The 26,139-nt window shown below is 60.8% G+C and carries 23 protein-coding genes and 1 tRNA gene; 10 read left to right on the top strand and 14 right to left on the bottom strand.

The window, feature by feature from the left end; genetic code table 11:
• The first annotated feature begins 144 nt into the window (after positions 1–144).
• The 3 genes from E4021_RS11425 to smpB all read left to right on the top strand — a co-directional run bounded on the left by E4021_RS11425 (position 145) and on the right by smpB (position 3,678).
• On the top strand, positions 145–2,334 hold the full coding sequence (locus tag E4021_RS11425; RefSeq protein WP_136459491.1) for a S9 family peptidase: 2,190 nt from the start codon (positions 145–147) through the stop codon (positions 2,332–2,334).
• A gap of 277 nt (positions 2,335–2,611) precedes the next feature.
• Positions 2,612–3,088, top strand: a complete 477-nt coding sequence (locus E4021_RS11420) for a helix-turn-helix domain-containing protein (protein ID WP_136459490.1) — start codon at positions 2,612–2,614, stop codon at positions 3,086–3,088.
• Between the two features lie 125 nt (positions 3,089–3,213).
• A complete protein-coding gene (gene smpB / locus E4021_RS11415) occupies positions 3,214–3,678 on the top strand; it encodes an SsrA-binding protein SmpB (protein ID WP_136459489.1) in 465 nt (154 codons plus the stop codon).
• Here the strand turns inward: smpB and E4021_RS11410 are convergent.
• A complete protein-coding gene (locus E4021_RS11410; protein ID WP_136459488.1) occupies positions 3,673–4,782 on the bottom strand; it encodes a lytic transglycosylase domain-containing protein in 1,110 nt (369 codons plus the stop codon). The two genes, smpB and E4021_RS11410, sit on opposite strands and share 6 nt — an antisense overlap.
• 447 nt (positions 4,783–5,229) lie before the next feature.
• Between E4021_RS11410 and E4021_RS11405 the strand changes: the two genes are divergently transcribed.
• Genes E4021_RS11405 through E4021_RS11395 form a run of 3 tightly spaced genes read left to right on the top strand, consistent with a single transcriptional unit; the run spans position 5,230 to position 8,521 of the window.
• On the top strand, positions 5,230–6,234 hold the full coding sequence (locus E4021_RS11405; RefSeq protein WP_136459487.1) for a Gfo/Idh/MocA family oxidoreductase: 1,005 nt from the start codon (positions 5,230–5,232) through the stop codon (positions 6,232–6,234).
• Positions 6,235–6,239: 5 nt separating this feature from the next.
• On the top strand, positions 6,240–7,094 hold the full coding sequence (locus tag E4021_RS11400) for a hypothetical protein (RefSeq protein ID WP_136459486.1): 855 nt from the start codon (positions 6,240–6,242) through the stop codon (positions 7,092–7,094).
• Positions 7,091–8,521, top strand: a complete 1,431-nt coding sequence (locus E4021_RS11395; RefSeq protein WP_168797573.1) for a sugar transferase — start codon at positions 7,091–7,093, stop codon at positions 8,519–8,521. Before E4021_RS11400 ends, E4021_RS11395 begins: the two co-directional genes overlap by 4 nt.
• 326 nt (positions 8,522–8,847) lie before the next feature.
• Here the strand turns inward: E4021_RS11395 and E4021_RS11390 are convergent, their stop codons facing one another.
• Positions 8,848–9,597, bottom strand: a complete 750-nt coding sequence (locus tag E4021_RS11390; protein ID WP_168797572.1) for a TrmH family RNA methyltransferase — start codon at positions 9,595–9,597, stop codon at positions 8,848–8,850.
• On the opposite strand from E4021_RS11390, the gene tamL reads away from it, so the two are divergent.
• The gene (gene tamL / locus E4021_RS11385; RefSeq protein WP_168797571.1) at positions 9,566–12,088 is read left to right on the top strand and encodes a translocation and assembly module lipoprotein TamL; all 2,523 of its coding nucleotides are present in this window, start codon (positions 9,566–9,568) and stop codon (positions 12,086–12,088) included. The two genes, E4021_RS11390 and tamL, sit on opposite strands and share 32 nt — an antisense overlap.
• Before the next feature lie 11 nt (positions 12,089–12,099).
• On the opposite strand, the gene E4021_RS11380 is transcribed toward tamL, so the two are convergent.
• The 9 genes from E4021_RS11380 to E4021_RS11340 all read right to left on the bottom strand — a co-directional run bounded on the left by E4021_RS11380 (position 12,100) and on the right by E4021_RS11340 (position 19,059).
• Entirely contained in the window at positions 12,100–12,852 is a 753-nt protein-coding gene (locus E4021_RS11380; protein ID WP_136459483.1) for a ribonuclease H-like domain-containing protein, read from the bottom strand.
• A 70-nt stretch (positions 12,853–12,922) separates the two neighbouring features.
• The gene (locus E4021_RS11375) at positions 12,923–13,801 is read right to left on the bottom strand and encodes an OmpA/MotB family protein (RefSeq protein ID WP_136459482.1); all 879 of its coding nucleotides are present in this window, start codon (positions 13,799–13,801) and stop codon (positions 12,923–12,925) included.
• Between the two features lie 9 nt (positions 13,802–13,810).
• Entirely contained in the window at positions 13,811–14,587 is a 777-nt protein-coding gene (locus E4021_RS11370) for a M48 family metallopeptidase (protein ID WP_136459481.1), read from the bottom strand.
• A gap of 3 nt (positions 14,588–14,590) precedes the next feature.
• The gene (locus tag E4021_RS11365; RefSeq protein ID WP_136459480.1) at positions 14,591–15,841 is read right to left on the bottom strand and encodes a 3-phosphoshikimate 1-carboxyvinyltransferase; all 1,251 of its coding nucleotides are present in this window, start codon (positions 15,839–15,841) and stop codon (positions 14,591–14,593) included.
• A gap of 46 nt (positions 15,842–15,887) precedes the next feature.
• Complete coding sequence (gene hisA / locus E4021_RS11360; RefSeq protein ID WP_136459479.1) at positions 15,888–16,601, bottom strand: 1-(5-phosphoribosyl)-5-[(5-phosphoribosylamino)methylideneamino]imidazole-4-carboxamide isomerase; 714 nt, start codon at positions 16,599–16,601, stop codon at positions 15,888–15,890.
• Between the two features lie 12 nt (positions 16,602–16,613).
• The gene (locus E4021_RS11355) at positions 16,614–16,886 is read right to left on the bottom strand and encodes a YciI-like protein (RefSeq protein ID WP_136459478.1); all 273 of its coding nucleotides are present in this window, start codon (positions 16,884–16,886) and stop codon (positions 16,614–16,616) included.
• 71 nt (positions 16,887–16,957) lie between these two features.
• Positions 16,958–17,146, bottom strand: a complete 189-nt coding sequence (locus E4021_RS11350) for a hypothetical protein (RefSeq protein ID WP_136459477.1) — start codon at positions 17,144–17,146, stop codon at positions 16,958–16,960.
• Positions 17,147–17,311: 165 nt separating this feature from the next.
• Positions 17,312–18,031: a LytR/AlgR family response regulator transcription factor gene (locus tag E4021_RS11345; protein ID WP_136459476.1), complete on the bottom strand. Its 720-nt coding sequence runs from the start codon at positions 18,029–18,031 to the stop codon at positions 17,312–17,314.
• Positions 18,028–19,059 (bottom strand): sensor histidine kinase, encoded by a 1,032-nt coding sequence (locus E4021_RS11340; protein WP_136459475.1) that lies wholly within the window; start codon positions 19,057–19,059, stop codon positions 18,028–18,030. Before E4021_RS11340 ends, E4021_RS11345 begins: the two co-directional genes overlap by 4 nt.
• 171 nt (positions 19,060–19,230) lie before the next feature.
• Here E4021_RS11340 and E4021_RS11335 point away from each other — a divergent pair, with 171 nt between their 5' ends.
• From E4021_RS11335 to E4021_RS11325, 3 genes are all read left to right on the top strand, one after another.
• On the top strand, positions 19,231–19,614 hold the full coding sequence (locus E4021_RS11335; RefSeq protein WP_136459474.1) for a hypothetical protein: 384 nt from the start codon (positions 19,231–19,233) through the stop codon (positions 19,612–19,614).
• 255 nt (positions 19,615–19,869) lie between these two features.
• Positions 19,870–22,539: a M1 family aminopeptidase gene (locus tag E4021_RS11330; RefSeq protein ID WP_136459473.1), complete on the top strand. Its 2,670-nt coding sequence runs from the start codon at positions 19,870–19,872 to the stop codon at positions 22,537–22,539.
• Positions 22,540–22,584: 45 nt separating this feature from the next.
• The gene (locus E4021_RS11325) at positions 22,585–24,384 is read left to right on the top strand and encodes an SLC13 family permease (protein WP_136459472.1); all 1,800 of its coding nucleotides are present in this window, start codon (positions 22,585–22,587) and stop codon (positions 24,382–24,384) included.
• A 114-nt stretch (positions 24,385–24,498) separates the two neighbouring features.
• Here the strand turns inward: E4021_RS11325 and E4021_RS11320 are convergent.
• The 3 genes from E4021_RS11320 to E4021_RS18465 form a co-directional block, all read right to left on the bottom strand.
• Positions 24,499–24,572: transfer RNA gene (locus E4021_RS11320), tRNA-Pro, on the bottom strand.
• A 163-nt stretch (positions 24,573–24,735) separates the two neighbouring features.
• Entirely contained in the window at positions 24,736–25,671 is a 936-nt protein-coding gene (locus E4021_RS11315; protein WP_136459471.1) for an energy transducer TonB, read from the bottom strand.
• Between the two features lie 23 nt (positions 25,672–25,694).
• Positions 25,695–26,135 (bottom strand): VanZ family protein, encoded by a 441-nt coding sequence (locus E4021_RS18465; RefSeq protein ID WP_136459470.1) that lies wholly within the window; start codon positions 26,133–26,135, stop codon positions 25,695–25,697.
• Positions 26,136–26,139: the final 4 nt, after the last annotated feature.

Below are 26,139 nucleotides of genomic sequence, written 5' to 3'. Positions count from 1 at the left end.
TTTTGGAGGTGGGGTTTTGTGTTTCGGGCCTTTGGGTCTTTGGGTTTGCCGTCTGGCCCTTGCTACGCTCAGAGGGGTGAGGGCAACACAACCTCCGCCCGCATCAATTGTTTCTTGGTAGATTTATCGCCCCAAATTAGACCAATGCGAATTTTATTTTACCTCCTTTTGGGGGTCTCCCTGCCCGTTACGGCTCAGCAACAAGCCATTTCTCTCGAGGATATCTGGTCGTCGTACATTTTCACACCTGACGGCGTTAGTGGCTTCAATTTTCTGCAAGACGGCGGTTCCTACGCGGAACTGGAGGGGAATGCCGTAGTTACTTACGACATCACCACCGGCGAGGCTACGGATACATTGGTCGACGGCAGTGAACTGGACAGATCGGGCGGCTTCAGCGGCACCATCAGCAGTTATGCGTTCAGCGAAGACGAGCGCAAACTCCTGCTCAGCAGCGATACCGAGCAACTGTTCCGGCGCAGTTCGCAGTCCAACTACTTCGTGTACGACGTCGCCTCCGGGACCTTGACGTCCGTGTACCCCGAGGCCAAGATTCGCCTGGCGACGCTCGACCCTACCGGGCAGCGCGTGGCCTTCGTGGTCAACAACAATGTATTTATCAAGGAGCTGTCATCCGGTGACCTGACGCAGGTAACCGAAGACGGTGCGGTCAACGCCATCATCAATGGCGCCACCGACTGGGTCTACGAAGAGGAATTCGGCTTCAGCAAGGCCCTCTATTGGAGCCCCGACGGCCAGCGACTGGCCTTCCTGAAATTTGATGAACGGGCCGTCCCGGAGTTCACCTACACCGACTTCCATAACGGTATGTACCCCGAGTACAACACCTTCAAGTACCCCAAGGTCGGCGAGGAGAACAGTACCGTAAGTCTGCACGTCTACCACCTCGACCAGCAACTAACCACCGATCTGCTGACCGTGAACGGCGAAAACAGCGGCGCGTGGCACTACCTCCCCCGTGTTCAGTGGACCAACGACGCCGGGGCACTCACCGCCCAGCGCATGAACCGCCACCAGAATGAACTGGAACTCCTGCTCTTCGACCTGGAGGGCAACAGCCAACGTACGCTGTTGCGGGAAGAAAACCCCTACTACGTCGACGTGCACGACAACCTCACCTTCCTCGACGGTGGGTTCATCTGGACGAGTGAGCAGGACGGCTTCAACCAAATTTACCTCTACGATATGGATGGCGGGCAGCCCCAGCAACTGACCACCGACCGCTACGACGTGACGGAATTCTACGGGGTAAACGACGGCCAGATCTACTTCCAGGCGGCCGGGCGCGATCCCATGCAGCGGGAGGTATACATCAAGAGCCTGCGTGGAAAGGACCTGCCCCGACCAATTGCGGCGGCGCGCGGGTACAATGAAGCCCAATTCTCCGGCGACTACGACTACTTCGTGCTTACAAACTCCACCATCAACCAACCCGCCCGGGTGGTGGTCGTGGACGAGAGCGGCACTGAAATTCGGGAGATCGTCAGCAACCAGGAACTGGCCCGGAAAATACAGGACTACGGCTACCAGCCTGCGGAGTTCTTCACCTTCACCACCGAAGAGGGTACGGAATTGAACGGGTACATGATCAAGCCCGGAAACTTCAGCAGCAACGTCGAGCACCCGTTGCTGATGCACGTCTACGGCGGCCCCGGCAGCCAACAGGTACTCGATAACTGGCGCGGACAGAATATGGCGTGGTTCCAACTGCTGGCCCAGAAAGGCTTCGTAGTGGCCGTGGTCGACAACCGCGGCACGGGCGCCCGCGGACAGGAACTTAAGAAACAGACCTACCTTACACTTGGTAAGCAGGAGACCGAGGATCAGATCAGCGCGGCCAGGTACCTGGGCGGCCTGGACTACATCGACGCCGATCGCATCGGCATCTTCGGATGGAGCTACGGCGGCTTCATGGCGCTTCACGCCATCCTGCAAGGGAATGATGTTTTCTCCGCGGCCATTGCCGTAGCCCCGGTGACGAACTGGAAGTGGTACGATACCATCTATACAGAACGTTATATGCGTACCTACGCCGAAAACAAGGAGGGTTACGACCGCAACAGCCCCATCCACTACGCCGACCAATTGAAGGGCGACCTGCTGCTCGTACACGGAATGGGCGACGACAACGTTCATTTCCAACACACGGCCGAAATGGCCAACGCACTGATCATGAATAATAAGCAGTTTGAGACCTACTTTTACCCCAACCGGAACCACGGTATCTACGGTGGCCCCACCCGGCTGCACCTGTATACCAAGATGACCAACTTTTTAATCAACAACCTGGGCTCAAATCCCGGCTCGAAGTAAACATATAAGTCTGCTCCGGCTCTTATAGTAGCGATTTCCAAAGCTGAAACGGCCGTTTCCAACGGCGCGTAGTGTTTATACCTACATTGAGAGGCTCCGTCATGACCCGACGGGGCCTTTCCTTTTGGCACCTGGGGCGAGAAAGGTCGCCACCCCCCCCCCGCCGTCCCGGAATTTAACGGAAAGGGTCGCATTTTATCAATGCAGCGTGTATCGGCCGGGCCTAACTTGAAAGGGGAAACCTATCCTCACCTTATCACGCGCCAAATCAGCCGGAATGTCCACGCTGAAATCTACCTTCATTGGGACCGCTATCGGACTGCTTCGGCACGCCGAGCAGCCCGGGACTCGGCAATTCATTCTCTCCGGCCTGGCGCAGTGGCGCCGTTCCCTGCCCGTCGCCCGCGACCGTCCCTTCCACCGGGCCATAGCCCTCATCCATAACCGGGCACCCGCCGCCCGCAGCGTTCACCGGCTGAGTATGGCGGTGGGGATCAGTCGCCGTCAGCTGCAGCGCATTTTTCAAAAACGACTGGGTGTATCGCCGAAGGTATACCTGCGGTTTTTCCGCTTTGAACAGACCTTCCGCTTTTTGGAGCGGCACGGTTGGGTCCCGCTGTCTGCCGTAGCCTTCAGTCACGGTTACGCCGACGCGGCGCACCTGATTCGTGAGTTCCGCGCCTTCACGGGCGTCACCCCGCGCACGCTGCTGAAGGAAGCGTGCCCGGTAGCCGAACTGGAAATGGCGGTTTGAGCCAGGGACAATGTGGCTTGTATCGCAGCGGTCGGGGCGGGTCATCCACCTCGCGAGCGTGTCCGATATTGGGCGCAAGATCGGTAGGGCAACTTTTACCGGGGCAGACGTATTATATCCCAGCTATGGCTAAGAAAACAAAGGAAAAGGAGTTCGTCAACCGCAAAGCGAGATTCGAGTACGAATTCCTGGAAACCGTGGAGGCGGGGATTAAACTGACCGGCACCGAGATCAAGAGCATCCGGGCCGGGCACGTCAACCTGCGCGACGGTTACTGCGTCTTCGACCGCGGCGAAATGATCCTGCGCTCCCTGTACATCGGTGAGTACAAGGAAGGCAACCAGTTCAACCACGAGGAACGCCGCCCGCGGAAGTTGCTGCTCAAGCGGCAGGAGCTGCGCAAGTGGGAGAAGAAGGTGAAGGAAAAGGGATTCACCATCATTCCCTACCGGCTGTACATCAACGAGCGCGGGCTTGCCAAGGTGGAAGTCGTGCTGGTGCAGGGCAAGAAAGTCTACGACAAGCGCGATACCATCCGCCAACGCGAAAACAAGCGGCAGATGGACCGCATCAAGAAACAATACCTATAGGCTGGCTACGGCCCGGTAGTTGTGGAAGAAGTTGAGCAGCATCGATTCGCGCTGCTGCACGAAATTCCAGACCGGCCGCTCGTAAATCAGGGTTTCGGCACGGGCGCCCAGTAGCGTCAGGTAGGGGTCGTACCCCAGGAGTGTCGCGGTGGCGTCGGCCACGTCAAGGTTCTCGTCCAGCGGGAGCTCGACCAGGTTCGGGCGGCCCCAGAGGAACTGCTGTACGGTGTGCTTCTTGTGAGCAGGTATGCGCAGGCGATAGCCTTCGACACTACCCGGGATGTAGGCCTGGACAAAGTTCGGGTTCAACCGGCGCAGGGTAGAGATTCGCAGGTCGCATTCGCGGGCGATCTTGGCAAGCGTCATGCGGCGGTGTACGAATACGTAGTCGGTCGTTTCCATTTCGTGGGGGACCAATCCGTGCTCTTCGTAGTAATTCACGGCGTAGGCGGCGGCCACGTAGGCGGCTACGTAACGCTGGGTTTCGCTGGGGAGGTGGCGCTCGACGAGCTTGTACCGTTGGCTGCCGGCCGAACGGATGGCCTGTCGTACCCGACCGGAACCGCAATTGTACGCAGCCAGGGCGAGGTGCCAGTCGTTGAATTCAGCGTGGAGGGTCTTGAGCATCACCACGGCGGCTTCGGTGCTGCGGTAGAGATCGAGGCGCTCGTCGATCACGCCGTCGACCCGCAGGCCCATCTCGCGGGCGGTGGCGGGCATCAGTTGCCAGAGGCCGGCGGCACTCATGGAGGAAACGGCCCCCGGTACCAGCATCGATTCGGCTACGGCGAGGTACTTCAGGGTGGCGGGCATATCGTGCTTGCGCAGATAGTACTCGAAGACCGGGAAGTACTGGTTGGCGCGCCCGAGCATCTTCTCGGTGCTGCGGCCGCCTAACTCCAGATAATCAGCGATCTTACGCTTGGTAAAATCATCGGCGGCTTCTACCTTTAGGGGAAGGTTCAGCCGTTGTACGCGATTCACCATCTGTGAACGCGCTCGGGTGTTGTTTGTGGGGGTGAATAAAGTGGCGTGAGCTAGGGTAGGAACCGTAACCAGGAGCATAAGCAATACCTGGCACAGCCCCTTTTGGAGCTTGCTCATTAAGGATTATTTCGTGAAAAAATGGCACCCGCTACGTGCAAATAGCGGGGCTTCGGGGGGACCTATTCCGTCCCGATACTCACTTACCAGCGGGCCATAACCCGTTAGCTGTGAATGCAAATCTAGGACGGTTAGTCCACGCCAATCAAGGGCGCGGGTCCGACTGTTACTTTTTTAACAAGTTGTTGACGTGCGCTGTTCGGAGGCTGGATTTGGTCTACCAAATTACCTTCCGACACAGGTTCGGCCCTTATTACCCCCCGCCTTACTTCTGACCCCGGAGCCCCCGCTCACCGAATTTAATTGTACGCTCCAAAACAGAGATTCGTAAATGTGTGGGGCGGCTTTTGAATGTTAAAGTTTTTGAAATACACTCGTTTTAACACTTTGCCCGGCCTGAAACCGCTTTCCCCGCCGCGGAGTAGCTTTGTGGCCTAAGCCCTCAACATGCTCAAAATCGGACTCATCGGTGTCGGTCACCTCGGCAAAATCCACCTCAAGTGCATTCGCCTGGCCCGGGAGGTCTACGAACTGGTCGGCATTTACGACACCGACCAGGAACTGGCCGGCCGCGTGGCCGAGGAGTTCGGGGTCAAATCGTTCGCAAACCTCGAGGAACTGATCGATGCAGCGGAGGTGGTCGACGTGGTCACGCCAACATCTACCCACTTCGCGGTCGTGAAGGCCGCGCTCGAGGGCGGGTGCCACGTCTTTGTGGAGAAGCCCCTCACCGAGACCCTCGACGAAGCCGAACAACTGATCGAACTCAGCAAACAGACCGGAAAGCTGGTACAGGTAGGGCACGTAGAGCGCTTCAACCCCGCCCTCCTCGCCCTAGGCGATGTCAAGGTGCAGCCCTACTTTATCGAAGCCCACCGCCTGGCCATGTTCAACCCCCGCGGCACCGACGTGAGCGTCATCCTGGATCTGATGATCCACGATCTCGACATCGTACTGAAACTGGCCAACGATGAGGTAGCCGAAGTACGGGCCAGCGGCGTCGCCGTACTGAGCAACACCCCCGATATCGTGAACGCGCGGCTGGAGTTCCGCAACGGCGCGGTGGCCAACCTAACCGCGTCGCGGGTAAGCCTCAAGAATATGCGCAAGGTGCGGCTCTTCCAACGCGACGCCTACATCAGCCTCGACCTCCTGGAAAAGGAAAGCCAGGTGGTCCGCCTCTTTGACGCCGACGCCACCGACCTTCCCGACCGGGGGCAGCAGTTTCCACTCGAAACCCCGCGCGGCCCCCGTATCATCCACGTCGACCAACCCGCCAGCGGACCGGTCAACGCCATTCAGATGGAACTCGAAAGCCTGGCCTACAGTATCCGCGATGAGCAACCCGCGGCCGTCAGTATTGAAGATGGGTACCGCGCCCTCGCCCTCGCCCAGCGCATTGCCGAGGCAGTGGCCGATAACCAGTCGCGGCTGCCCGACCCCCTAGCCTGATCGCCATGCTTCGCCTGCTTGTCCTGCTGCTGCCCGTTCTGGGCCTTACCTCCTGCCCCGCCGATATCGAGGTAGCCCCCGCCGTGGTGACGGTCGACGGCTTCGCGCTCACCGTAACGGAAGGGCAGGGCGCACCCACCACGGCCATCACCGAAGTCTGGGCCTTCGCCGACGATGAATTCCTGGGGGTATTCCCCCTCCCGGCACGCATCCCCGTTTACCGCCTGGGACCCGTATCCCTGCGGCTGGAGGCCGGTATTCGCCAGGACGGCCGCAGCGTTACGCCCGATATTTACCCCTTCTACACCCCGTCGCTCCACAATCTGGACCTCAACAGCAACGCTTCGGTGGCACTGGGCATCCTTCCGATAGCCTATCGCCCCGAGACGGTTTTCGGGTTCGTGGAGGGCTTTGAGCCGGAGACTGCGCGGGTGTTCACGGACCGTTTGTCGGGTACGGAGGGCCTGGTCGTGCAAACGGAAGTGGTTCGTAGTGGCGCGGCCGCGGGTGCCGTATATCTCACCGACAGCAACCGCTTGGTGGAGATCGCCACCGATCGCGCTTACGGCGGACTGAATGAACTGCCGATCAATGTCTGGCTGGAGGTGGACTTCCGCAGCGATGCGCCGACGGTCTTCGGCGTGATCGGCCAGGAGGGCGGGTTGCCGGTTCGGGTCTTTGACCCCGGTTTTCTACCCAGGGCGGAGTGGACCAAGATTTACTTCAATCTCAGTTCGGTGGTCGGAGCGGCGGACCTGCCCGAGGTACGCGTCGCGTTCTCCACCCTGCTCGGGGCGGAGTTGACCCGGGGTACCCTGTATCTTGACAATATCAAACTCCTGTACCTTCCCCCCCGATGACGCCTCCTCTGCAGCAAGCACGTGATCTACAGCCCGACACCGCCGGGCGGCGGCTGCGGCACCGGTACGTGTATGTGGCGGGCGATTTTGCCGCGGCCTGGCTGGGGTGGTCCCTGTTTTCCGCCGCCCGGGCATCCGACGCCATCTACGCCACCGTCGGGCTCGGAGCGCTAATTGCCGTGGCGTGGTTGCTGCTCTACGCCCTGTTCGACCAGTACCGCGACATTTACCGGCTGAGCCGATTGACCACCCTGGTCCAGACCCTGGCCCTTTCGGTGGGCGGCGTATTGCTCCTCTTCTTCCTGCTGCCGGCGGATGATCCGGCAACCCTGTACCAGCCTCCTTACCGCGGCTTGCCGGTCTACCTGGCCTACCACTTCTTTCTTACCGCCTTCGTTCGCATGTTCCTGCTTACGCGGGCCAGCCGTCGCCTCAAGGCGGGCGAAGTAGCTTTCAACACCCTGCTCGTCGGCGGCGGGGAGCGGGCCGTATCGTTGTATCAAGACATCGTGGGGCGACCGAAAGGACTCGGCTACCGCTTCATTGGCTTCGTCGACGGACGTCGGAAATCCACACCACAGCTGGAGGAACAACTTCCCCGCCTGGGGGGTCTCGACGACCTAGGAAGGATCATCGAGGAGCGCAACGTCGAGGAAGTGATCATCGCTATCGATACCAGTCAGCACAGCCGCCTGCGGGAATTGTTGGGGGTGCTGGGGGAATACGAACGGCAGGTGTTGGTGAAGATCATTCCGGATATGTACGACATCATGCTCGGCACCGTGAAGATGAACCACGTCTTCGGAGTCGTGCTGATCGAGATCCGGCAGAACCTCATGCCGCGCTGGCAGCGTATCACGAAGCGGCTTCTGGACGTAGTCTGTTCCATCGCCCTGCTGGTACTTCTATCACCACTGTATCTCTACGTGGCGCTGCGCGTACGGATGTCCTCGCCCGGTCCCATCCTCTACACCCAGGAGCGGATTGGGCAAAACGGTACGCCGTTTCACATTATCAAGTTCCGTTCCATGTACCAGGACGCCGAGAACCTTGGTCCTCAGCTGAGCCGCGACGACGACGAACGCTGTACCCCCTGGGGTGCCACCATGCGAAAGTGGCGGCTGGACGAGCTGCCCCAGTTCTGGAACGTGCTCATCGGCGAGATGTCGCTGGTCGGGCCGCGGCCGGAACGGCAGTATTACATCGACCTGATCAGTGCCCAGGCACCGCACTACCGCCATTTGCTACGGGTTCGGCCCGGTATAACAAGTTGGGGGCAAGTGAAGTACGGCTACGCCTCCAACGTGGAGGAGATGGTGCAGCGGCTGAAGTTTGATATCCTGTACATCGAAAACCGGTCCCTTGGCCTCGACTTCAAGATCCTGTTCTACACCCTGCTGGTGCTCATTCAGGGCAAGGGGAAGTAGGAAACGTTGGCCTACGGCCCCTAGATCCGTCACCCCCCGCCGACGCCGGGCGGAGCGACTCGCTTGTATTGTAACTGATCAACCAATCGCATCGACATATAAACCAAACGGCGATTTGTCGGGTTACCCCCAGGTCACCACTGGCTCCCGGCCACCTTAACCCGGCCCGGGAGGCAAACATAGCACCCGCGGTACCGCCCTCCCGGTACACGGTACGTGTTTCAAGATTTGACGGGCTACGAATAGGTGGTCCGTTCGATACATTCCAGAAAGTAGACCCTGCCGCGCCCGGCTCACCGCCGGGCGCGGCCTTTTTTGGCATTTATCTATCGACGCAAGGCGCTGCACAGGATACCCGCCGCTACGGCCGCGTTGAGGCTTTCGGCGGAACGGCCCGGTGCCTGCGGGATGGTGAGCCAGCGGTTTATCCTTTCCCGCGTTTCTTCCCGGATGCCCGGTCCTTCCGCCCCGATGACGAGCAGTCCGGCACCGGGAGGGTCAATGCGGTGTACGTTTTCCCCGACCAGGTCGGCGCCGAACACCGTAAGCCCCGGGAAAGGAGCGGTGATAGCCTCTAATGTCATTTCCCGGTAGTCGACGCGGAGGAATGAACCCATACTGGCCTGGATGCTCTTGGCATTGTAGAGATCGGCCGTACCCGGCCCGCCAAAGACGTTGCTGAATCCGAACCAGTCGGCGATGCGCAGGAGGGCCCCGAGATTGCTGGGCGACTGTAGTCCGTCGAGGTACAACGACCAGCCGGTATCGAGGTCGTCGGGGAGGGGGTCCGGGCCGGCGGGGATGTCGACCACCGCCAGCACCTGGTTGGGGGTGGTGAGCTGACTCATGCGGCTCAGCTCCCGCGGACTAACTTGCGTGAGAGGAACATTGGATTTGGGATCTACGTTATGGACCCAGCTTTCCAGCGCGTAGACGTGATCCACCCGGTAGCGCTCCTGCCGGAGGAGCTCCCCGACGATGCGCCCACCCTCGGCGGTGAATTTGTGGTAATTTTGCCTGACTTTTTTCTGACGTAGGCTGCTTATGAACTTGATGGTACCGGAGCTGATGGGCATACTGGCTGGGGGTCTGCGCCGCCTGGGTCCGGTCCTGACGGCGGCCGTGCTGCTGACGTCCTGCAATGTTACGAAATACCTCGCTGAAGACGCCGAGCTGCTCACCGCCCAGCGGGTAGCCATCCGCAAGGGCAGCAAGCTGGAAAACCGCGGGGAAGTGAACTACGAATTGTCGCTGCTGGCCCAGCAAAAGCCTAACGGCAACTTCCTGTTCCTCTTCCCGCGCGAGCACTTCTACCTCGCCAACAGCAAGCCCCGCGATACCACCCGGATCGACCGTTTCCTGCGCAACACCATCGGTCAGCCGCCGGTGCTGTACAGCGATAGTCTGGCGCGGCGGTCGGCCGAGCTCATGGAGGATTTCCTGCGCTACCGCGGCTACTTCAACGCCACCGCCTACCACGAACCCGACCGGCGGAAACGGAAGAAGGTCAATCTGATTTACCACGTGGAGCCCGGCACCCGATTTTACATCGACAGCGTACAGTATTCCAGTCCGGCACCCGAGATCGACAGCCTGTTGCAGGTGCTCAAGGAAGACAGTCCCCTACAACCCAATACCCCCCTCAATCTCAATGCCTTCGACGAGGAGAAAGCGCGCATCAGCCGGTACCTGCGCGACGAGGGCTACGCCTACTTCTCGGGCAATTACTTTGACAAACTCGAGATTGACACCAGCCAGCGTGAAGGCTACGCCAACATCTACCTGAGCATCCTGCCCCCGGAGCAGGAGGAGGCCTACCGCAAGTACCGCATCGGGGAAGTGACGGTGATCACCGACTACTCCCCCGCCCTCGACGCCGCGGGGGCTGCCTACCCGGGGGATACCGTGGTCGATGGCATTCGCTTCCTCTCCCCCACCCCCCGCTTCCGGATGCGGCCGGAATTGCTGGCCCAGAACATCTTCCTCCACACCGACAGCACCTACAGCCGGGAGGCTTACGAAAAGACGAACCTTTCCCTGGGCGGCCTGGGCATCTACCGCTTCGTGCGCATCAACCAGGTGGTGGATCCCAACCAGCCGGACGTACTCAACTACCGGATCCAGCTTAGCCCGGACAAACGCATGTCCGTAGGCGTAGACCTCGACCTCAACTACACCAACCGCAGCCAGCTGGTCAATACGGACACCGACCAAAACACCGCCTTCAACAACAACCTGATCGGGGTGAGTGTCAGCCCCAACTTCCGCAACCGGAACGTCTTCGGGGGCGCCGAGCTGTTAAGCGTGGCCCTGCGGGCGGGGGTGGAGATCAACCCGAGCTCCGACAGCGCGGCACAATTCTTCAACACCATCGACCTGGCCGCGGAAGTGTCGCTGAACCTCCCGCGCTTCAAGGATTTCGGCTTTTACCGGCTGGCCAACCGGACGGGTATACTCTCCGGCAACTTCTACCAGCAACTGCGCGAACGGGCCAGCACCCGGTACAGCATGGCCTACGAGTACCTGCTCATCCGCACCTTCTACGCCTACACCACCGCCAATGCCCGGCTGGGCTACGATTTCCGGCGGTCCGCCCAGACTAGCTACCGGATCAACCACGCGGCGGTCGACATCCTGAATTTCACCATCGAACCGCAGTTTGAGGAGATCCTGCAGAACAACCAGCGGCTGCGCCGCAGCATCAGCGACCAGTACTTCTTCAGTGCCCTCTTTCGTAACCTGGAGTATTCCCGCGTGGGGCGGCCGGACCGGCACGGGCGGTCGATGAACCTCAACGGGCAGTTTGAGCTGACGGGCGGGGAAGTCTACCTCGCACGACAGTTCTTCAACAATCTCGACCCGCGGGACCACTTCGCCCAGTACGCACTGGCGGTGGCCGACGTACGCTACTACAAGCAGTTCAGTCCGCTGCGCAGCTTCGCCTCACGCCTGTTGTTCGGCATTGGCCGGCCGATGGTAGTGGATCAGGAGGTGCCATACGTAAAGCAGTTTTTCGCCGGCGGTGCCAATTCCATGCGGGCGTGGGCCCCGCGCGGCCTCGGTCCCGGCGGCTACGTCGATCCCCTGAGCATCGATCCGGCCGACGGCACCTTCAACAACAACCTGCGGCTGTACCAGACGGGCGACCTGCAGCTGGAACTCAACCTGGAATACCGTTTCAACCTGTTTTCCTTCGTGCGGGGTGCCGTGTTTACCGACATTGGCAATGTGTGGACCGTGGAGGAGGACCCCGACCGGCCGGGCTCCCAGTTCCTGTTTCAGGGACGCATCCGGCGGGAGGAGGGCTCCGACCCGTTCTACCACCAACCCTTTTACCGGCAACTGGCCGTGGCCGGGGGAGCGGGGATACGGATCGACCTGAGTTACTTCATCTTCCGGCTTGACCTGGCCCTGCCGCTGCGGTACAATTACCCCCAGATGGGGGACGGGGAGCCGATCTCTCCGCGGGAACCCATCAGCTACCCGGAAACCGCCTACTGGCGGGATTTCGGCTCCTTCAGGTTCAGTGACATCACCTTCCAGCTGGGCCTGGGCTACCCTTTCTGATTCACGGCCGGCTACCGCTCCACGAAAATGACCTGATCGTCGGCGAATACGGGCTTGCGCTGGTATTTCAGGAACAGCTGGGCGGTGGCCAGTACGTCCTTCTCACAGTACACGGCGATACGCTCTACGTCGTCTTCCGCCCAGAATACCCGACCCACATCGCTGCCGTCGATATCGTCCTTCGGGCTGGGGAATCCCAGCACGGCGGCCAACAGCTTGAGGGAGACGTAGGACTTGCGGTCGCCGAATTTCCACAATTCCATGGTGTCCACCAGGTGCTTGGTCTCCCACGGCTTCTTCCCAGAAATGTCGAGCAGAACGGGCATGGGCAACTGGTTGATCACGATGCGGCGGCACATGTAGGGCACGTCGAATTCCTTGATGTTGTGCCCGCAGATGTAGTACTTGTTGATGTCGCCGTAGTACTGGTCGATCATTTCGCTAAACTCCCGCAGCAGGGTAGCCTCATCGCGGTGGGCGAAGGACTTGAGCCGGATCTTCAGTTGCTTGTCGCGGTCGCGGTACACGGCCCCGACGCTGATACAGACGATCTTGCCAAATTCGGCAAAGATGCCGGCCTTATCGTTGTAGGCTTCGGCGACCTCCTCCGGGGTCAACTCCTCACCGTAGCGCTTCAGGGCGGAAGGGGCCTTATACGACCAGAGTTTTCGGAAGTTCTCGTCGAGAGCGTCGTAATCCGGGGCTCCGCTTACGGTCTCGATGTCGAGAAAGAGGACGCGGGTAATGTCAATCTGGTCTACCATGGCTTTATCGGTTGGGCGCGCTCAAATTATAAATTAATTGATTAAAACAAAAAGTTTGTAATCAAAAAGTTTACTCATTAAGCTCGGCCGCCCGCTCCAGTTCGCGCAGCAGGTTGCCGACGCTGCTGGTGAAGACGAAATCCATCCGGCGGTTGCGGAACCGCCCCTCCTCGGTGGCGTTGCTGCGGGTGGGTCCGTACTCTCCCTGGCTGGCGGCAATGAGGCGGTTGGGGCTCACGTAGTAGGCGGTGGCCAGTTCGTCGGCGATCTTGGTGGCCCGCATGGCGCCGTACTTCCAGTTGTCGGTACCGCGCAGGGGGTTGGGCTGGTTGTCGGTGTGGCCTACGATACGCAGTTTAAGGAGCGGATTGGCCTGCAGTACCTGGGTGACCACCTGCAGGATGGGCTCGTGCCCGTTCTCGAGGTAGCCCACGGAGCGCGGTCGAAAAATGGCGCTTTCCTGAATACTGAGCACCAGTTCACCGGGCAGTTCCCTGACCTCGTAGAGGTTGCTGTCCAGTTTCATCTCCAGGGAGTCGCTGATGCGGTTGGCGGCCTGCCGCAGCCCGTCGGAGTAGTCGCGAATGATCCGGCGTTGGGTACTGATCAGGGAGTCGCGGAGACGCTGGTTGCGGGCCAGGTCGCGGCGCAGGTCGGCCACCTGTTCCCCCATTTCGCTATTGGTGGAGTTCAGGCTGCGCTCGAGGTCTTCGATCTGGTCGTCTTGTAACGCTAAACGGTCCTGCAGTCGGTTCTGGGTTTCAAGCAGCATGTCGTTGCCGCCGCGGCTGCGTTCCAGGGCCAGGGTGAGTTGGTAGATGGAGTCGGCCTGAGCGGCGGCCAGACTGTCCAGCCGGTTGATCTGCGGTTGGTAGCGCTCGGCGGCTTTCTTGGGGGAAATACAGCCCACTAGGGCGAGGGCCAGCAGGCCGATTGACAGTATACGCATGCCGCAAAATTAGCCCAATACTTGCGGATCGAAGCGCAGGCCGTTCCCGTTTTCCCGCAGCCACTGGTCGTAGCGCTCATACTCCGGCAGGGCGCGCGCCACTTCGGCCCAGAAGCGGGCGGAATGGTCGGCTACCACCAGGTGGGCCAGTTCGTGGATGATCACCGCGTCGAGCACCTCGGGGGGAGCCAGCAGCAGACGGGTCGCCAGGTTGATGTTACCGAGGTGGGAGCACGACCCCCAACGACTGTAGGTGTCGCTGAGCTTCACCGCCCGGATGGTGCGCTTGAAGTGCCGGTCGTTGAGCTCGTGGACCCGCCGGGAAACTTCCGGCAGATAGCGGCGGCCAAAGTGTTTAGCCAGCAGTCGGGGGATGGCTTGCGTCGGATTGGGGCGGGGATCGCGGGTGCTGAGGGCTACCCGCAAGCCAAGATCCGGGGTGGCAACAATCCGGTGCGTGGCCCCGTCGTGGGCCTCCACCGTAATTCGGTATTCGTGACCGCGGAAGGCGAAAGTGTACGCGCCGGCCGCTGGAGGCGGGACGAAGTGGGCGAAGGCCTCCGGTTTCTCCGCAGCGGTTCTGCGGGCCCAGTCGAGCATCTCAGTAATCCGGCGCTCCCGCTCCCCCTTGCTCAGGGCGGCCGGCAGCCGGATGTAAAGGGCGCGCTGCCGCACGGAGGCAATGGTCGACCGCCGTCCCCGCTCGGTGATGATGCGCAGCGGTACCGGGATCCCGTTCAGGTCCAGGGTGCTGCGGTGCTCGCCGGTTTTGCGGGTGCGGGGCATGGACTACGCTTCTTTGGTGGTCAGTCCGATCGTCTGCAGGTCGCGGTAGAAGTCAGGGTAACTCTTGTTCACCACCTCCGGGTGCTCCACTTCAACGGGGTGCAGGAGCGCCAGCGGGGCAAGGGCCATCGCCATGCGGTGATCGTGGTAAGTGGCAAAGCGCGGGGTGCCGCCCGCGAAATCGGCCCGACCCTCCTGGGCGAAGTAGCGCACGCCGGTCTTCTCCGTCATGTGCGGCGGGATCTTGTACAGGCTCACGCCCACTTTCGCCAGTTCGGTCTTCATGGCCTTCACGCGGTCGGTCTCCTTGATGAAGAGCGTCTGCAGGCCGGAATACAGCCCCTGCACGCCCAGTCCCGCGCAGGTGCCCATGAGGGTCTGCGCGATGTCGGGGCACTCCACGAAATTGTGCTCAAACAGGGGCGGCGGCGGGGTACCCGCTGCCTTTTGCAGGCGCACGCCCGTTTCGGTGAAGGTGGTAGTCACGCCGAACTCCTCGTAGAGTTGCTGGACCACGGCGTCGCCCTGCAGGCTTTCGGCAAAGAGGCCGTCGATCTTCAGGTCGGCAGATTCGGCCAGAGCCGCCAAGCTGTAATAGTAGCTGGCGGCCGACCAGTCGGCCTCCACGGTGAACGACCGGGCCTGGTAGTACTGGGGGTTGATCACGATGGTCTGCCCCTCCCAGTGGTGGTGCACGCCGAAGTGCTGCATCAGGGCCAGGGTCATTTTGATGTAGGGCAGGCTGACGATCTCCCCCTCCAGCGTGAGTTTCAGCCCCGTCGGCAAGGTGGGTGCCAGCATGAGCAGACTGGAGATGTATTGGCTGCTGGTGTCGGCCGCAATGCTCACCCGGTCGCTGCGATCCAGGGCACTGTAGCCGATGCGCAGGGGCGGATAGCCTTCTTTTTCGGCGTATTCAATGTCCGCGCCCAGCGACCGCAAGGCATCCACCAGGATGCCGATGGGCCGCTCCTTCATGCGCGCACTGCCGGTTAATATCTGGGTGCCCCGCCGCCGACACAGGTATCCGGTAAGGAAACGGTAGGTCGTTCCAGCCGGACCGCAATCCAGCACCTCCTCGTCGCTCTCCAGTAGTTGTTGCAGCCGCACGGTGTCGTCCGCGGCCGCCAGGCCGTCGATTTCAAAGCCCCCCGGGGTCAGGGCACGGATGAGCAGGGCGCGGTTGGCGATGGATTTGGAACCGGTGAGACGGAGGTGCCCGGTGAGGGGACCGCCTGGATAGCTGAGCGTCATGGGGCCAAAGGTAGGATGGGGCGGACTATTGGGCGGGCTGCCGCGATCAGTATCCCGCCAGCTCCTCCAGTCCGATGCGGCCCTCGTAGATCGCCTTGCCCACGATCACGCCGTAGCAATCGAGGGCCGCCAGGGCGTCCAGGTCTTCGGTGGTCGTCACGCCGCCGCTGGCGATGAGCTTCACCTCCGGTTGCTCCCGCCGAATGCGGGCGTAGAGTTCACGGGCGGTGCCCTGCAGCAGTCCGTCCTTGCTCACGTCGGTGCATATGGTGTAGCGCACGCCTTGGGCCACGTAGTCGGCCAGGAACTCGAACAGCTCCCGGTCGCTGGACTCCTCCCAGCCGCTCACGGCGATGCGGGTGCCGTGGACGTCGGTGCCTAGGATGATTCGCTCAGGCCCGAACCGCTCCAGCCAGCCCAGGAAAACTTCTGGTTGCTTCACCGCGATGGTGCCACCGGTCACCTGGTGGGCACCGGCTTCGAAGGCGATGCGCAGGTCTTCGTCGCTCTTCATCCCGCCGCCCCAGTCGATCTTGAGATTGGTGCCGCCAGCGATGCGCTCCAGGACATGGTGGTTCACGATGCCGCCGCCGCGGGCTCCGTCGAGGTCGACCACGTGCAGGCGCTCCAGGCCGGCCTGCTCGAACTCACGGGCTACCGTGAGGGGGTCTTCGTGGTAAACGGTCTTCTGGGCGTAATCGCCCTGGGTCAGGCGCACGCACTTTCCGTCAATCAGGTCAATGGCGGGGATGATGTACATGCCGCAAAAGTACTACTCTACCACTACCGACCACTTCTTCACGTACCAGCGGCTCACGAGGCCCTTGCGCACGTAGGGATCGGCTTCGGCGAAGGCTTCGGCGTCGGTGGCCGTCTCCCCCTTGAAGAGGAGGGCCGCCCCGTCGGCCGGATCGAAGGCCCCGGCCATAATGAGTTCGCCGCGTTCCTGGGCCTCACGGGCCAGACGCAGGTGGCTGTCGCGGTAGGGCTGGCGCTTGGCCTCGTAGCCCTTGACCGTTTCGTAGAACAGAAGGTAGTAGTTCATGAGCTGTGGATATCGGATTCTTCGGCAGTCCTTACCCACAATCTAGGGCTTGGGCCGGGCAATCGGGTGCCTCACCGTTCGGCAAAGGTATCCTCTTCCTGAACAAGGAACACCAGCACACCCGCCATAAAAGATACCACGCCGGCACCCAACAGATAGCTGCTGTAGGTGGCGCTGTCGGACAACTGGGTTGTCATAACTGCCCCGGCAAAAATCAACAACGTGGCCAATACGCCTAATACGATGGGTAAATGACTCATAGGTCAAAGGTTTTGGTGCCATGGCGAAGTACGCAGCTCATTCATACTTCGCATACGTCGGTACATATCCGCGGCCACTACCAATTATAGCGACCGGGTAACTAAGGTAATAACTTTCACAAGATTGTGCAAACACGTAACTCGCTCGTTACCAAAATTTAATGGTTAAGGGAACAATCTTAACTTGACCGCCTCCCGGTAGCTCCCGCCAATGGGAATCCGCGCCTGTCCCACGAGCAACTGGTTACCTTCCAGAACTTCTACCTTGTCGGCGGCCACGATGAAGGACTTATGCACGCGCAGGAAATTGGCCGGCAGCTCCTCCTCCAGTTGCCGCAGGGAACCCAGGGCGACCGTCCGGCCCCGGGACGTATGGTAGGCCACGTATTCCCGCAGGCTTTCCACGTACAGGATCTCGGCGTGGGGGATGCGGTACACTTTTCGGTCGGCCCGCACCACCTGGTAGGTGGGCGATTCCGTCATGGCATTCGGGGGCGGCGGCGCGCCGGTGCCGTAGCTGGCCGCAAAGCGGTGATCTCTGGCCTTACCGACGGCGCGCACGAAGCGCTCGAAACCGAAGGGCTTGAGGAGGTAGTCCGCCACGTCCAGGTCAAACCCTTCCAGCGCGTACTCGGAGTAGGCGGTGGTGAGGACGACGGCGGGCCGCCGACGCAGGGTGCGCAGGAAATCCAGCCCGATCATCTCCGGCATCTGGATGTCGAGGAACAGCAGGTCAACGGTCGTTTCCCGCAACAACGGCAGGGCGGCCACCGGGTTGGGTGCCTCGCCAATCACCCGCAGTCCCGGCAGGCGGTCGCAGTACGCGCGTACCAGCCGGCGGGCCAGTTCTTCATCGTCGACGATCAGGCAGTTCAGTACGCTCATGACAATTCCAGGCTTAGGCTGACGGAGAAACGACGGCCCTGATCAATTACCTGCAACGCATGCCGGTCGGGGTACAGGAGCGCCAGCCGCTTACGGACGTTATCCAGGCCGATGCCCCCTACGGAATCGACCGGGGAGGGAACCACTGGCACGGTGTTCTCCACCGCGAACCGTATGCCGCCGGGGGTGGTCGAAAGCGACACGTGCACGAAGGCGTCGGGCAGGTCCTCCACGCGGCTGTGCTTGAAGGCATTCTCAACGAAGGGGATCAGCAGCAGCGGGGCGATCGGAAGTTGGGGCCGGCTCTCGTCGAGGTCAGCCCGGATATTCATGTTACGGCTGTCCTTCAGCCGCCGAAGGGAGATGTAATTGCGGATGTACTCGATCTCCCGGCCGAGGGGTACCGCTTCCGTCTCGGAGTCGTAGAGCATATACCGGAGCATGCCGGACAGCCGCAGCAGGCTTTCGGAAGCCTGCTCGTCGCGCAGTAGCGTGAGGGTGTAGATGTTATTGAGACTATTGAAAAGGAAATGGGGGTTGACCTGCGACTTGAGAAACTTCAGTTCCGTAGCGAGCTGCTCACGTTGGGCTTGCACGGCCTGTTTTTCCTGGTACCCGGCGTACCGCATGACCTCGAAGAGCGACGAGCCCAGAAAGGCGGTGGCCAGGGGCAGAAGGTAGCGGAGGGTGGCCATGCCCGGGCCCGCCGCCCGCGCCCCCCGTCCGAAGCGGATGGGGAAGGCCCGGTCGGGTGCCATCCCGTACTGCAAAAAGAAGCTGAGCGCCAGTACCAGTACCGCGCCGGCCAAAACGAACCACCCGCGCCGACCGGTGAAGTACAGGCGGGGCAGCAACACGGCTCCGTTGACGGCTACCACCAGTGCAATGGCAAGCAAGAGGGGGAGAAGCCGGAAGATGCCGCGCACCGGCGTAGCGAATCCACCCCCCAGCACCAGAAAGACCACCACCCACACCCCTACCCAGGCGAGGGCCTGTCTGGCAATACGGGAGTAGTCCAGTGGTTTCATCCCGACAAAGGTCGCCCCTGAAGCGCGGGCAGAAAAGGGTTTCGGTGGCGGTTCGTTGAAGCAATCGGCCCGTTCGTTGAAAAGAATTGGCCGGCGTAAGCGCTTCCGGCATATTTGTATCAACAGAAGCGGAAAAGCCCGCTTCGCTCCTCATCACCAAAACCGATTCCGATGAAAACTACCAGAATGATCCTTTTCGCTTTCCTTTTCTTCCTCACCGCCGGTGGGCTCTTCGCCCAGGACGACGCCGGACTTGATCCCGTAGCCCGCGCCGAACGGCAAGCGGAGCGGCTGACCACGGTGCTCGACCTCAGCCCCGAGCAGGCGGATCAAGTGAAAGAAATAAACACTGCCTTTGCCCGCGACGCAGAAGCTGCCCGCGAGGAAATGCGGCAGACCATGGAAAAAGCCCGTTCCGAGCGTAAAGCCCGGATCAAGGAAGTCCTCACCGCGGAACAGTTCAAGAAACTCGAAGCCCTGGAGGCCGGTCGCCGCGAACGCCACCAGGATGGCAAGGCGGGTCACCAGCGCCCACGGCAGCGCGACCGGGGCTAGGAACACCTGCTCAGTGCGTGCGCCGGTGGCGTCACGGCAACTATATCCGGCATACGGGGGCGACAGCGAATGGTTTCGTTGTCGCCCCTCTTTTGTCAGTGACTGCTCCCCGTTCCCGTAGGGGTAGCCAGTAAAGATGGCATCGGGGGAAATTCCCCGGCACCCGCGTGCAGCGCCCGACATCCACAGGCAAAGCGGCACGGTCGCCCAAACATTTGGGGGCCTTGCGCGTCCTACTTCTTCAAACCAAGCCAAATGCAACAACTGAGCCTTACGGGCCTGCTGGCCGCCCTCCTTCTGGTCGTCAGCTGTTCAACCACCCGCCCGGCGGTAGCTACCACCCCTACCCCCGCGGAGACGAGCGACCCCACCATCACCGAAACGCGCAACCTGGACACCCTGACGGTGAGCCCGGCCACCAACGGTGAGATCACGGAAGAGGAAATGGAAGGTACGGCCCCGGAGGAAGTGCCCACTACCCTGCCCCCACGCGCGATCGCGTTCAACCGGGTGCACGACCTGCTGCACACCAAACTGGAAGTGAGCTTCGACTGGGAGCAGGAGATGGTCATCGGCAAGGCGACCCTGCGGCTTAAGCCCATCTTCCGGCCCAGCGACGAACTGACGCTGGACGCGAAGAACTTCACCTTCCGGTCCATCACCAACGGCGACGGCACCCCCCTGGAATACGCCTACGACGACGACCGGCAGCAGGTGACCATTCAGTTGGACCGCGCCTACACCCGCGGTCAGGAATACACCGTGGTGCTCGACTATACCGCTACCCCAGCGGAAGGGGGCGGGGCCGGACAGGCCATTACTTCCGACAAGGGCCTCTTCTTCATCAACCCCCGCGGTGAGGAAGGCGACAAGCCACGGCAGATCTGGACCCAGGGCGAGACGGAAAACAACAGCCGCTGGTTCCCGACCATCGACAAACCCAATGAGCGCACCACGCAGGAGCTCTACGTAACCGTCGACGACAGCTACAAGACGCTCTCCAATGGGATCCTGGTCAGCTCCGAGCCGGCCGGTGAAGGCAAGCGGACGGACTACTGGAAAATGGACCTGCCCCACGCCCCTTACCTCTTCGCGCTGGTGGTGGGAGAGTTTGAGATCGTGGAAGACGAGCCCTGGAACGGCATCCCCGTCAACTATTATATGGAGCCGAAATTCGCTCCCTACGCCACTTCCGTTTTTCCCTATACGCCTGAGATGCTGACCTTTTTCAGCGAGCTGACCGGCGTGCAGTACCCCTGGCCGAAGTACAGCCAGGTGGCGGTGCGCGACTACGTGAGTGGCGCCATGGAAAACACTACCGCCGTCATCTTCGGCGAGTTCATGAACGGTACCGACCGCGACCTGATCGACGTGGACATCAACGAGAAGATCGTGGCCCACGAGATGTTCCACCACTGGTTCGGCGACCTCGTCACCTGCGAGAGCTGGTCGCAACTCACCCTCAACGAAGGTTTCGCCAACTACAGCGAGTACCTGTGGATGGAGAAGCAGCACGGTAAAGATGCCGCCGACTACCACCTGCTGGAGGAGTGGCAGGGTTACTTCAGTTCCGTACAGAACGGGGCGCCCCACGAACTGATCTGGTACGACGTGCCGGACAAGGAGGCCATGTTCGACGCCCACAGCTACAACAAAGGCGGCGCCGTGCTGCACATGCTGCGCCATTACGTGGGCGACGAAGCCTTCTTCAACAGCCTCCAGCACTACCTGGAGCGCCACAAGTTCTCCGCCGTCGAGATCGACGAACTCCGCATGGCCTTTGAAGACACCACCGGAGAAGACCTCAGCTGGTTCTTCGACCAGTGGTTCTTGCGGGCCGGCCACCCCAGGCTCCGGATTACTACTGATTATGCAGACGGCAGCGTATCGCTTACCGTCCAGCAGATACAGTCTACCGACGACAACGTGCCCGCCGTATTTAAAATCCCCGTAAGCGTCGACGTGTACACCAACGGCACCGCCGAACGCCACGACATTACCATCGAGCAGCGCGAGCAGACCTTCACCTTCCCCGCCGACACCGATCCGGACGTAGTTATTTTCGACCCCCACCACCAGTTGCTGGCTGAGTACGACTACCAAAAGACGGGCCAGGAGCTGGCGGCGCAGTACCGTTATGCCCCCGCCTTTTTTGACCGCTACGAAGCCGTAGGACTGATCGGCCGCATGGAAGGGGTACCCGAACTGGAGGACGAGATCCTCACGGCGGCCCTGCAGGACACCTTCTACGCCATCCGTGGGGTGGCCGTGCAGAGCCTGGTGGATCCGACGCCCGTCCAGCTGGAACGGGTACGTAACATCGCCCGGCAGGATGACCGCAGCCAGGTTCGGGCCGCCGCCCTCGATGTACTGGCCCAGGTGGGCGACGAAGAGCTGGCGCCGATCGCGCGGGAAGCCATGCAGGCCCGGGCCTACTCGGTGGTTGCTGCCGGACTTCAGGCCCTGGTGGCCACCGACCCCGACGCCGCCACGGAAGCCGCCGGCCAGCTGGAGGATATTGACAATCCGGACATCAGTGGGGCGCTCGCCCAACTTTACAGCGAATCCGGCGACCTGAGCAAACTGCCCTTCTTCGAAGAACGGCTGGAGGGCAGCGACGGTTACTCAGCCATCAATCTGTACACGGCCTACCAGTCGCTGCTGGCGCAGGGGCAGTCGGCCGATCAAACCGCGGGTGTCTCCCGCCTGAAGGAGATTGCCCTGGACCAGTCGCAAAGCCCCTGGCGTCGCCTGGCCGCGACTAAGGCCATCAGCGACCTGCGGACTACGCTTTCGGAGCAGATTGAGCAGCTGGGTGAGGCCGGCGACCTGAACAAACTGATCCTGGAGATGGGTACGAGTCTCGAAGCCATTAAGGCCGCGGAGACCAACACCGACCTGCAGAATATCTACGAGCAGTTCTAAATCCCCCGCCGCGGCGAGCCGCAGTCTTTATCTTTGCGGCTTCCTATGCTGACACCCGCCGTTATTACTCTCGTGGTTGCGTTGGGGGCCGTCGTTCTTTTCGTTACGGAATGGCTCTCGGTCGACCTCGTTGCCATGCTCATTGTCGTGGCCCTCATTGTAGGTGGGGTGATCAGTCCGGAAGAGGGCCTGGCCGGCTTCAGCAACGATGCGACCCTGACCGTGGCGTTCATGTTCGTGCTGTCGGCGGCGCTGCTCAAGACCGGGGCCCTGCAACAGGTGGCCGGGACCATGGCCGCCCGCTTCCGCACCAACCCCAAGCGGGCCATGTTGCTGCTTATCCTGGTCGTGGCGATCAGTTCTGCCTTCATCAACAATACCCCGGTGGTCGCGGTCTTCATCCCCGTGGTGATCCGCATCGCCGCCACCGCCAAGATCAAGCCTTCCAAGCTGCTGATCCCCCTGTCGTTCGCCAGCATTTTCGGCGGGCTTTGTACGCTGATCGGCACCTCCACCAATATTCTGGTCAGCGGGGTAGCCATCACCCACGGCCTGCCCGGTTTCGGCATGTTTACCATCACGCCCGTGGGCCTGATCCTGCTGGCAATTGGGGCGGTGTTCCTGACGTACTTCGGATCCCGCCTGCTGCCCGACCGCGACGGCGATAACGACCTGGAAGAGAAGTTTGCTCTGCACGACTACCTCGCCGAGATCGTCATTCTGGACCATCCGGACCTGGCCGGCAAGCGGATCATGGACTCCCCCCTCGTCCGGGAACTGGACATGGACATCATCGAGGTGCGGCGCGATTCCCAATCTTTTGTGCTGCCCCCCGGCGACTTCCGGATGGTGGAGGGTGATACTCTTAAAGTCCGTTGCGACCGCAAGAAGATCCTCAACCTTAAAGACTGGGTGCGGCTGGTCGACAATTCCGGCAGCGTCAAGGTCATGGGCACCGGCCTGGAGCGCGACAACAGCAGCCTCATCGAAATGGTGGTCACGCCCGATTCCGACTTCGTGGGCAAAAACCTTCGGGAGGTGGATTTCCGGCGCAGTTACCGGGCCGTACCTCTGGCGATCCGGCAGCGGGAGGAAACGCTGCACGAACACCTCTACAAGCTGCCGCTGACGGCAGGCGACGTGATCCTGGCCGAAGTAAAAAGCCACTACATCAAGGAGTTGCAGCACATCGAGCAGCAGCAGGACAGTCCCTTTATCCTCCTGTCGACCGATACGATCACCGACTTTAACCGCGGCCGCTTTTACTTCGTCAGCGCCCTCATCCTTGCCGTGATCGTGATCGCTACGCTGGGTTTGCTACCGATCAGCATCGCCGCCCTGTTGGGCGTCTGCGTACTGGTGCTTGGCAACACGGTCACGATGTCCGAGGCGTACGAGTCCATCGACTGGAAGATCGTCTTTCTGCTCGCCGGCGCGCTGAGTCTCGGCCGGGCGATGAGCAACAGTGGCCTGGATGGTGACATCGCTTCCTTGCTTACGGGCACCATCAGTCAGCTCGGGCCCTTCGCCCTCATTGCCGTGCTCTACCTGACCACCAATCTGCTGACCGAGGTGATGAGCAACAACGCGACCGCCGCCCTGCTGGCCCCCGTGGCCATCGCCGCGGCCGAGCAGGTGGGCCTCGATCCTATGCCGTTGCTGGTCACCGTGGCCGTGGCGGCCTCAGCTTGCTTCATGACACCGGTGGGCTACCAGACGAACGCAATGGTGTATAGCGCCGGGCGGTACAAGTTCCTGGATTTCACGCGGATCGGTGCGCCCCTGAGTCTGATCTTCTGGCTGGTCACTACCCTTACCGTACCCTTCCTGTTCGGGCTCGTGTAAGACCCCGGCGTAACAACCTTTAGGCGCGAACGCGGGTGCCATATACTAAAAAGAGGAGCAAAAAGATCGGGAAGCAAGTTTTTGCTCACCGGACCTTTCGGCTCCTCCTGTGGGTCGGGATGACTGGATTCGAACCAGCGGCCTCGTCGTCCCGAACGACGCGCGCTACCGGGCTGCGCTACATCCCGCAATCGGTCGGCAAAGATAAGCTATAGGCTTTAAAATTGCTACCGCCGGTGGGTGTGCCGAGCGGCATTTTCGGGGTCGAAATAGTAGCCGGATCTGGCCATAAAAAAAGCCGACAACTCCCGGGGAGTTGTCGGCCTTCTTTGCCGTGGAGCAAGGTTGGTATTACTCGAGCTGGAACTTGACGGGCAGGTTGAACTGAACGCGTACGTTACGTCCACCCTGTTTGCCGGGGGTCCACTTGATTCCTTTCTCGTTCATCAGGTTAACGACGCGGAGGGCTTCTTCACCGGTCTTGGCACCGGGATTACGGACTACTTTGGCGTCGGTGACCGTACCGTCCTTTTCGACTACGAAGGAGACTACTGCCATTCCTTCCACACCGTTCTCCCGGGCAATGGCGGGGTACTTGATGTTGCCGTAGATGAATTCGAGCATCTTCTTGTCGGCGCACTGCTTTTTCTCGGCGTAGCTGCCCAGGTCGTCACAACCGGGGAAGAGCGGCATTTGCTCTACGACCTTAAAGATCTCTTCTACTTCCGGAGCGGGCGGCGGTGGCGGCGGTGGTGGTGGGGGCGGCGGGGCCTTATCCTCCTTCACTTCCGGCGGAGCTTCCTTGATGATGGTTTCTTCGTCGATGGAGGTATCCTCGAATTCGGGCGGATCTTCCTCGATCAGTTCTTCTTCCGGTACCTCCTCAATGACGGGGGGCGGCGGGGGCGGTGGTGGCGGGGGCGGTTCGGCCGTACGCGGCGGCTCCATTTCGATCTCTTCGTTGAGCTCAAGGGCACCTTCGGGGATAATGATCTCCGCTTCGTACTGCGTCCAGGCGAAGGCCAGGAGCGACATTCCGACGGCGAGGGCAAGGCCGAAGTTGAAGAAGGTGGAGCTCAGTCCAAAGACATCGACCCGCTCGTACTTCGCCCGGTTTTCGATGTAGGAGCTGTTCTTGTCAGCTGCCTCGGTGTACTCACCGGCAATACCCTTTTCGGTTCGTGACTTGTACACGTTCCGCATCATTACGATGAGGCCGATGAACAAGAGCAGGATGACCACGAAGGCTATCGCCAGGGAACCACCACTTATTGATAATTGGTCCATGGCAAATATTTAAACAGTTATCGCTATGACCTCACCGGAGTGAGGTACTTAATCATAATAGGTTGGAGCAACAGGTACACCATTCCTCCCAGCACGGCACCGATCAGATTGGCCGCCATGTCGACGGGATCGAAATCGCGCCCGGTCCCGGCAATTCCTTGCAGGACTTCCATGAGGGCCCCGAAGAGGGCTGCGGCCAGGGCGGCCGTTGCCGCCCGCTTCCACCGGGAAGCCATGCCGTTTGAGAAAGACAATAATACTGCAAAAAAGGCGTAAGCGCCAAAATGTGCAATCTTATCCGGCGAAAATAACTCGCCCCAGTCAAAAATTCCCGGGATCCGTTGACCCGGGGCGAGACTGACGTAGACCAGCAGTAGGGCGTAGGCTCCGGTGACGAGTCTTAGCCGTCGCTTTCCCTGACTGACAGATGCGGCCGGTCGGCCCTTTGGTGGTTGTATCGACAAATTA

The sequence above is a fragment of the Neolewinella litorea genome (assembly GCF_004803465.1).
In the GTDB taxonomy this organism is placed as follows: domain Bacteria; phylum Bacteroidota; class Bacteroidia; order Chitinophagales; family Saprospiraceae; genus Neolewinella; species Neolewinella litorea.
The sequence above is the reverse complement of the archived record's forward strand: the minus strand, read 5'-3'. Positions and strand labels throughout refer to the sequence as shown.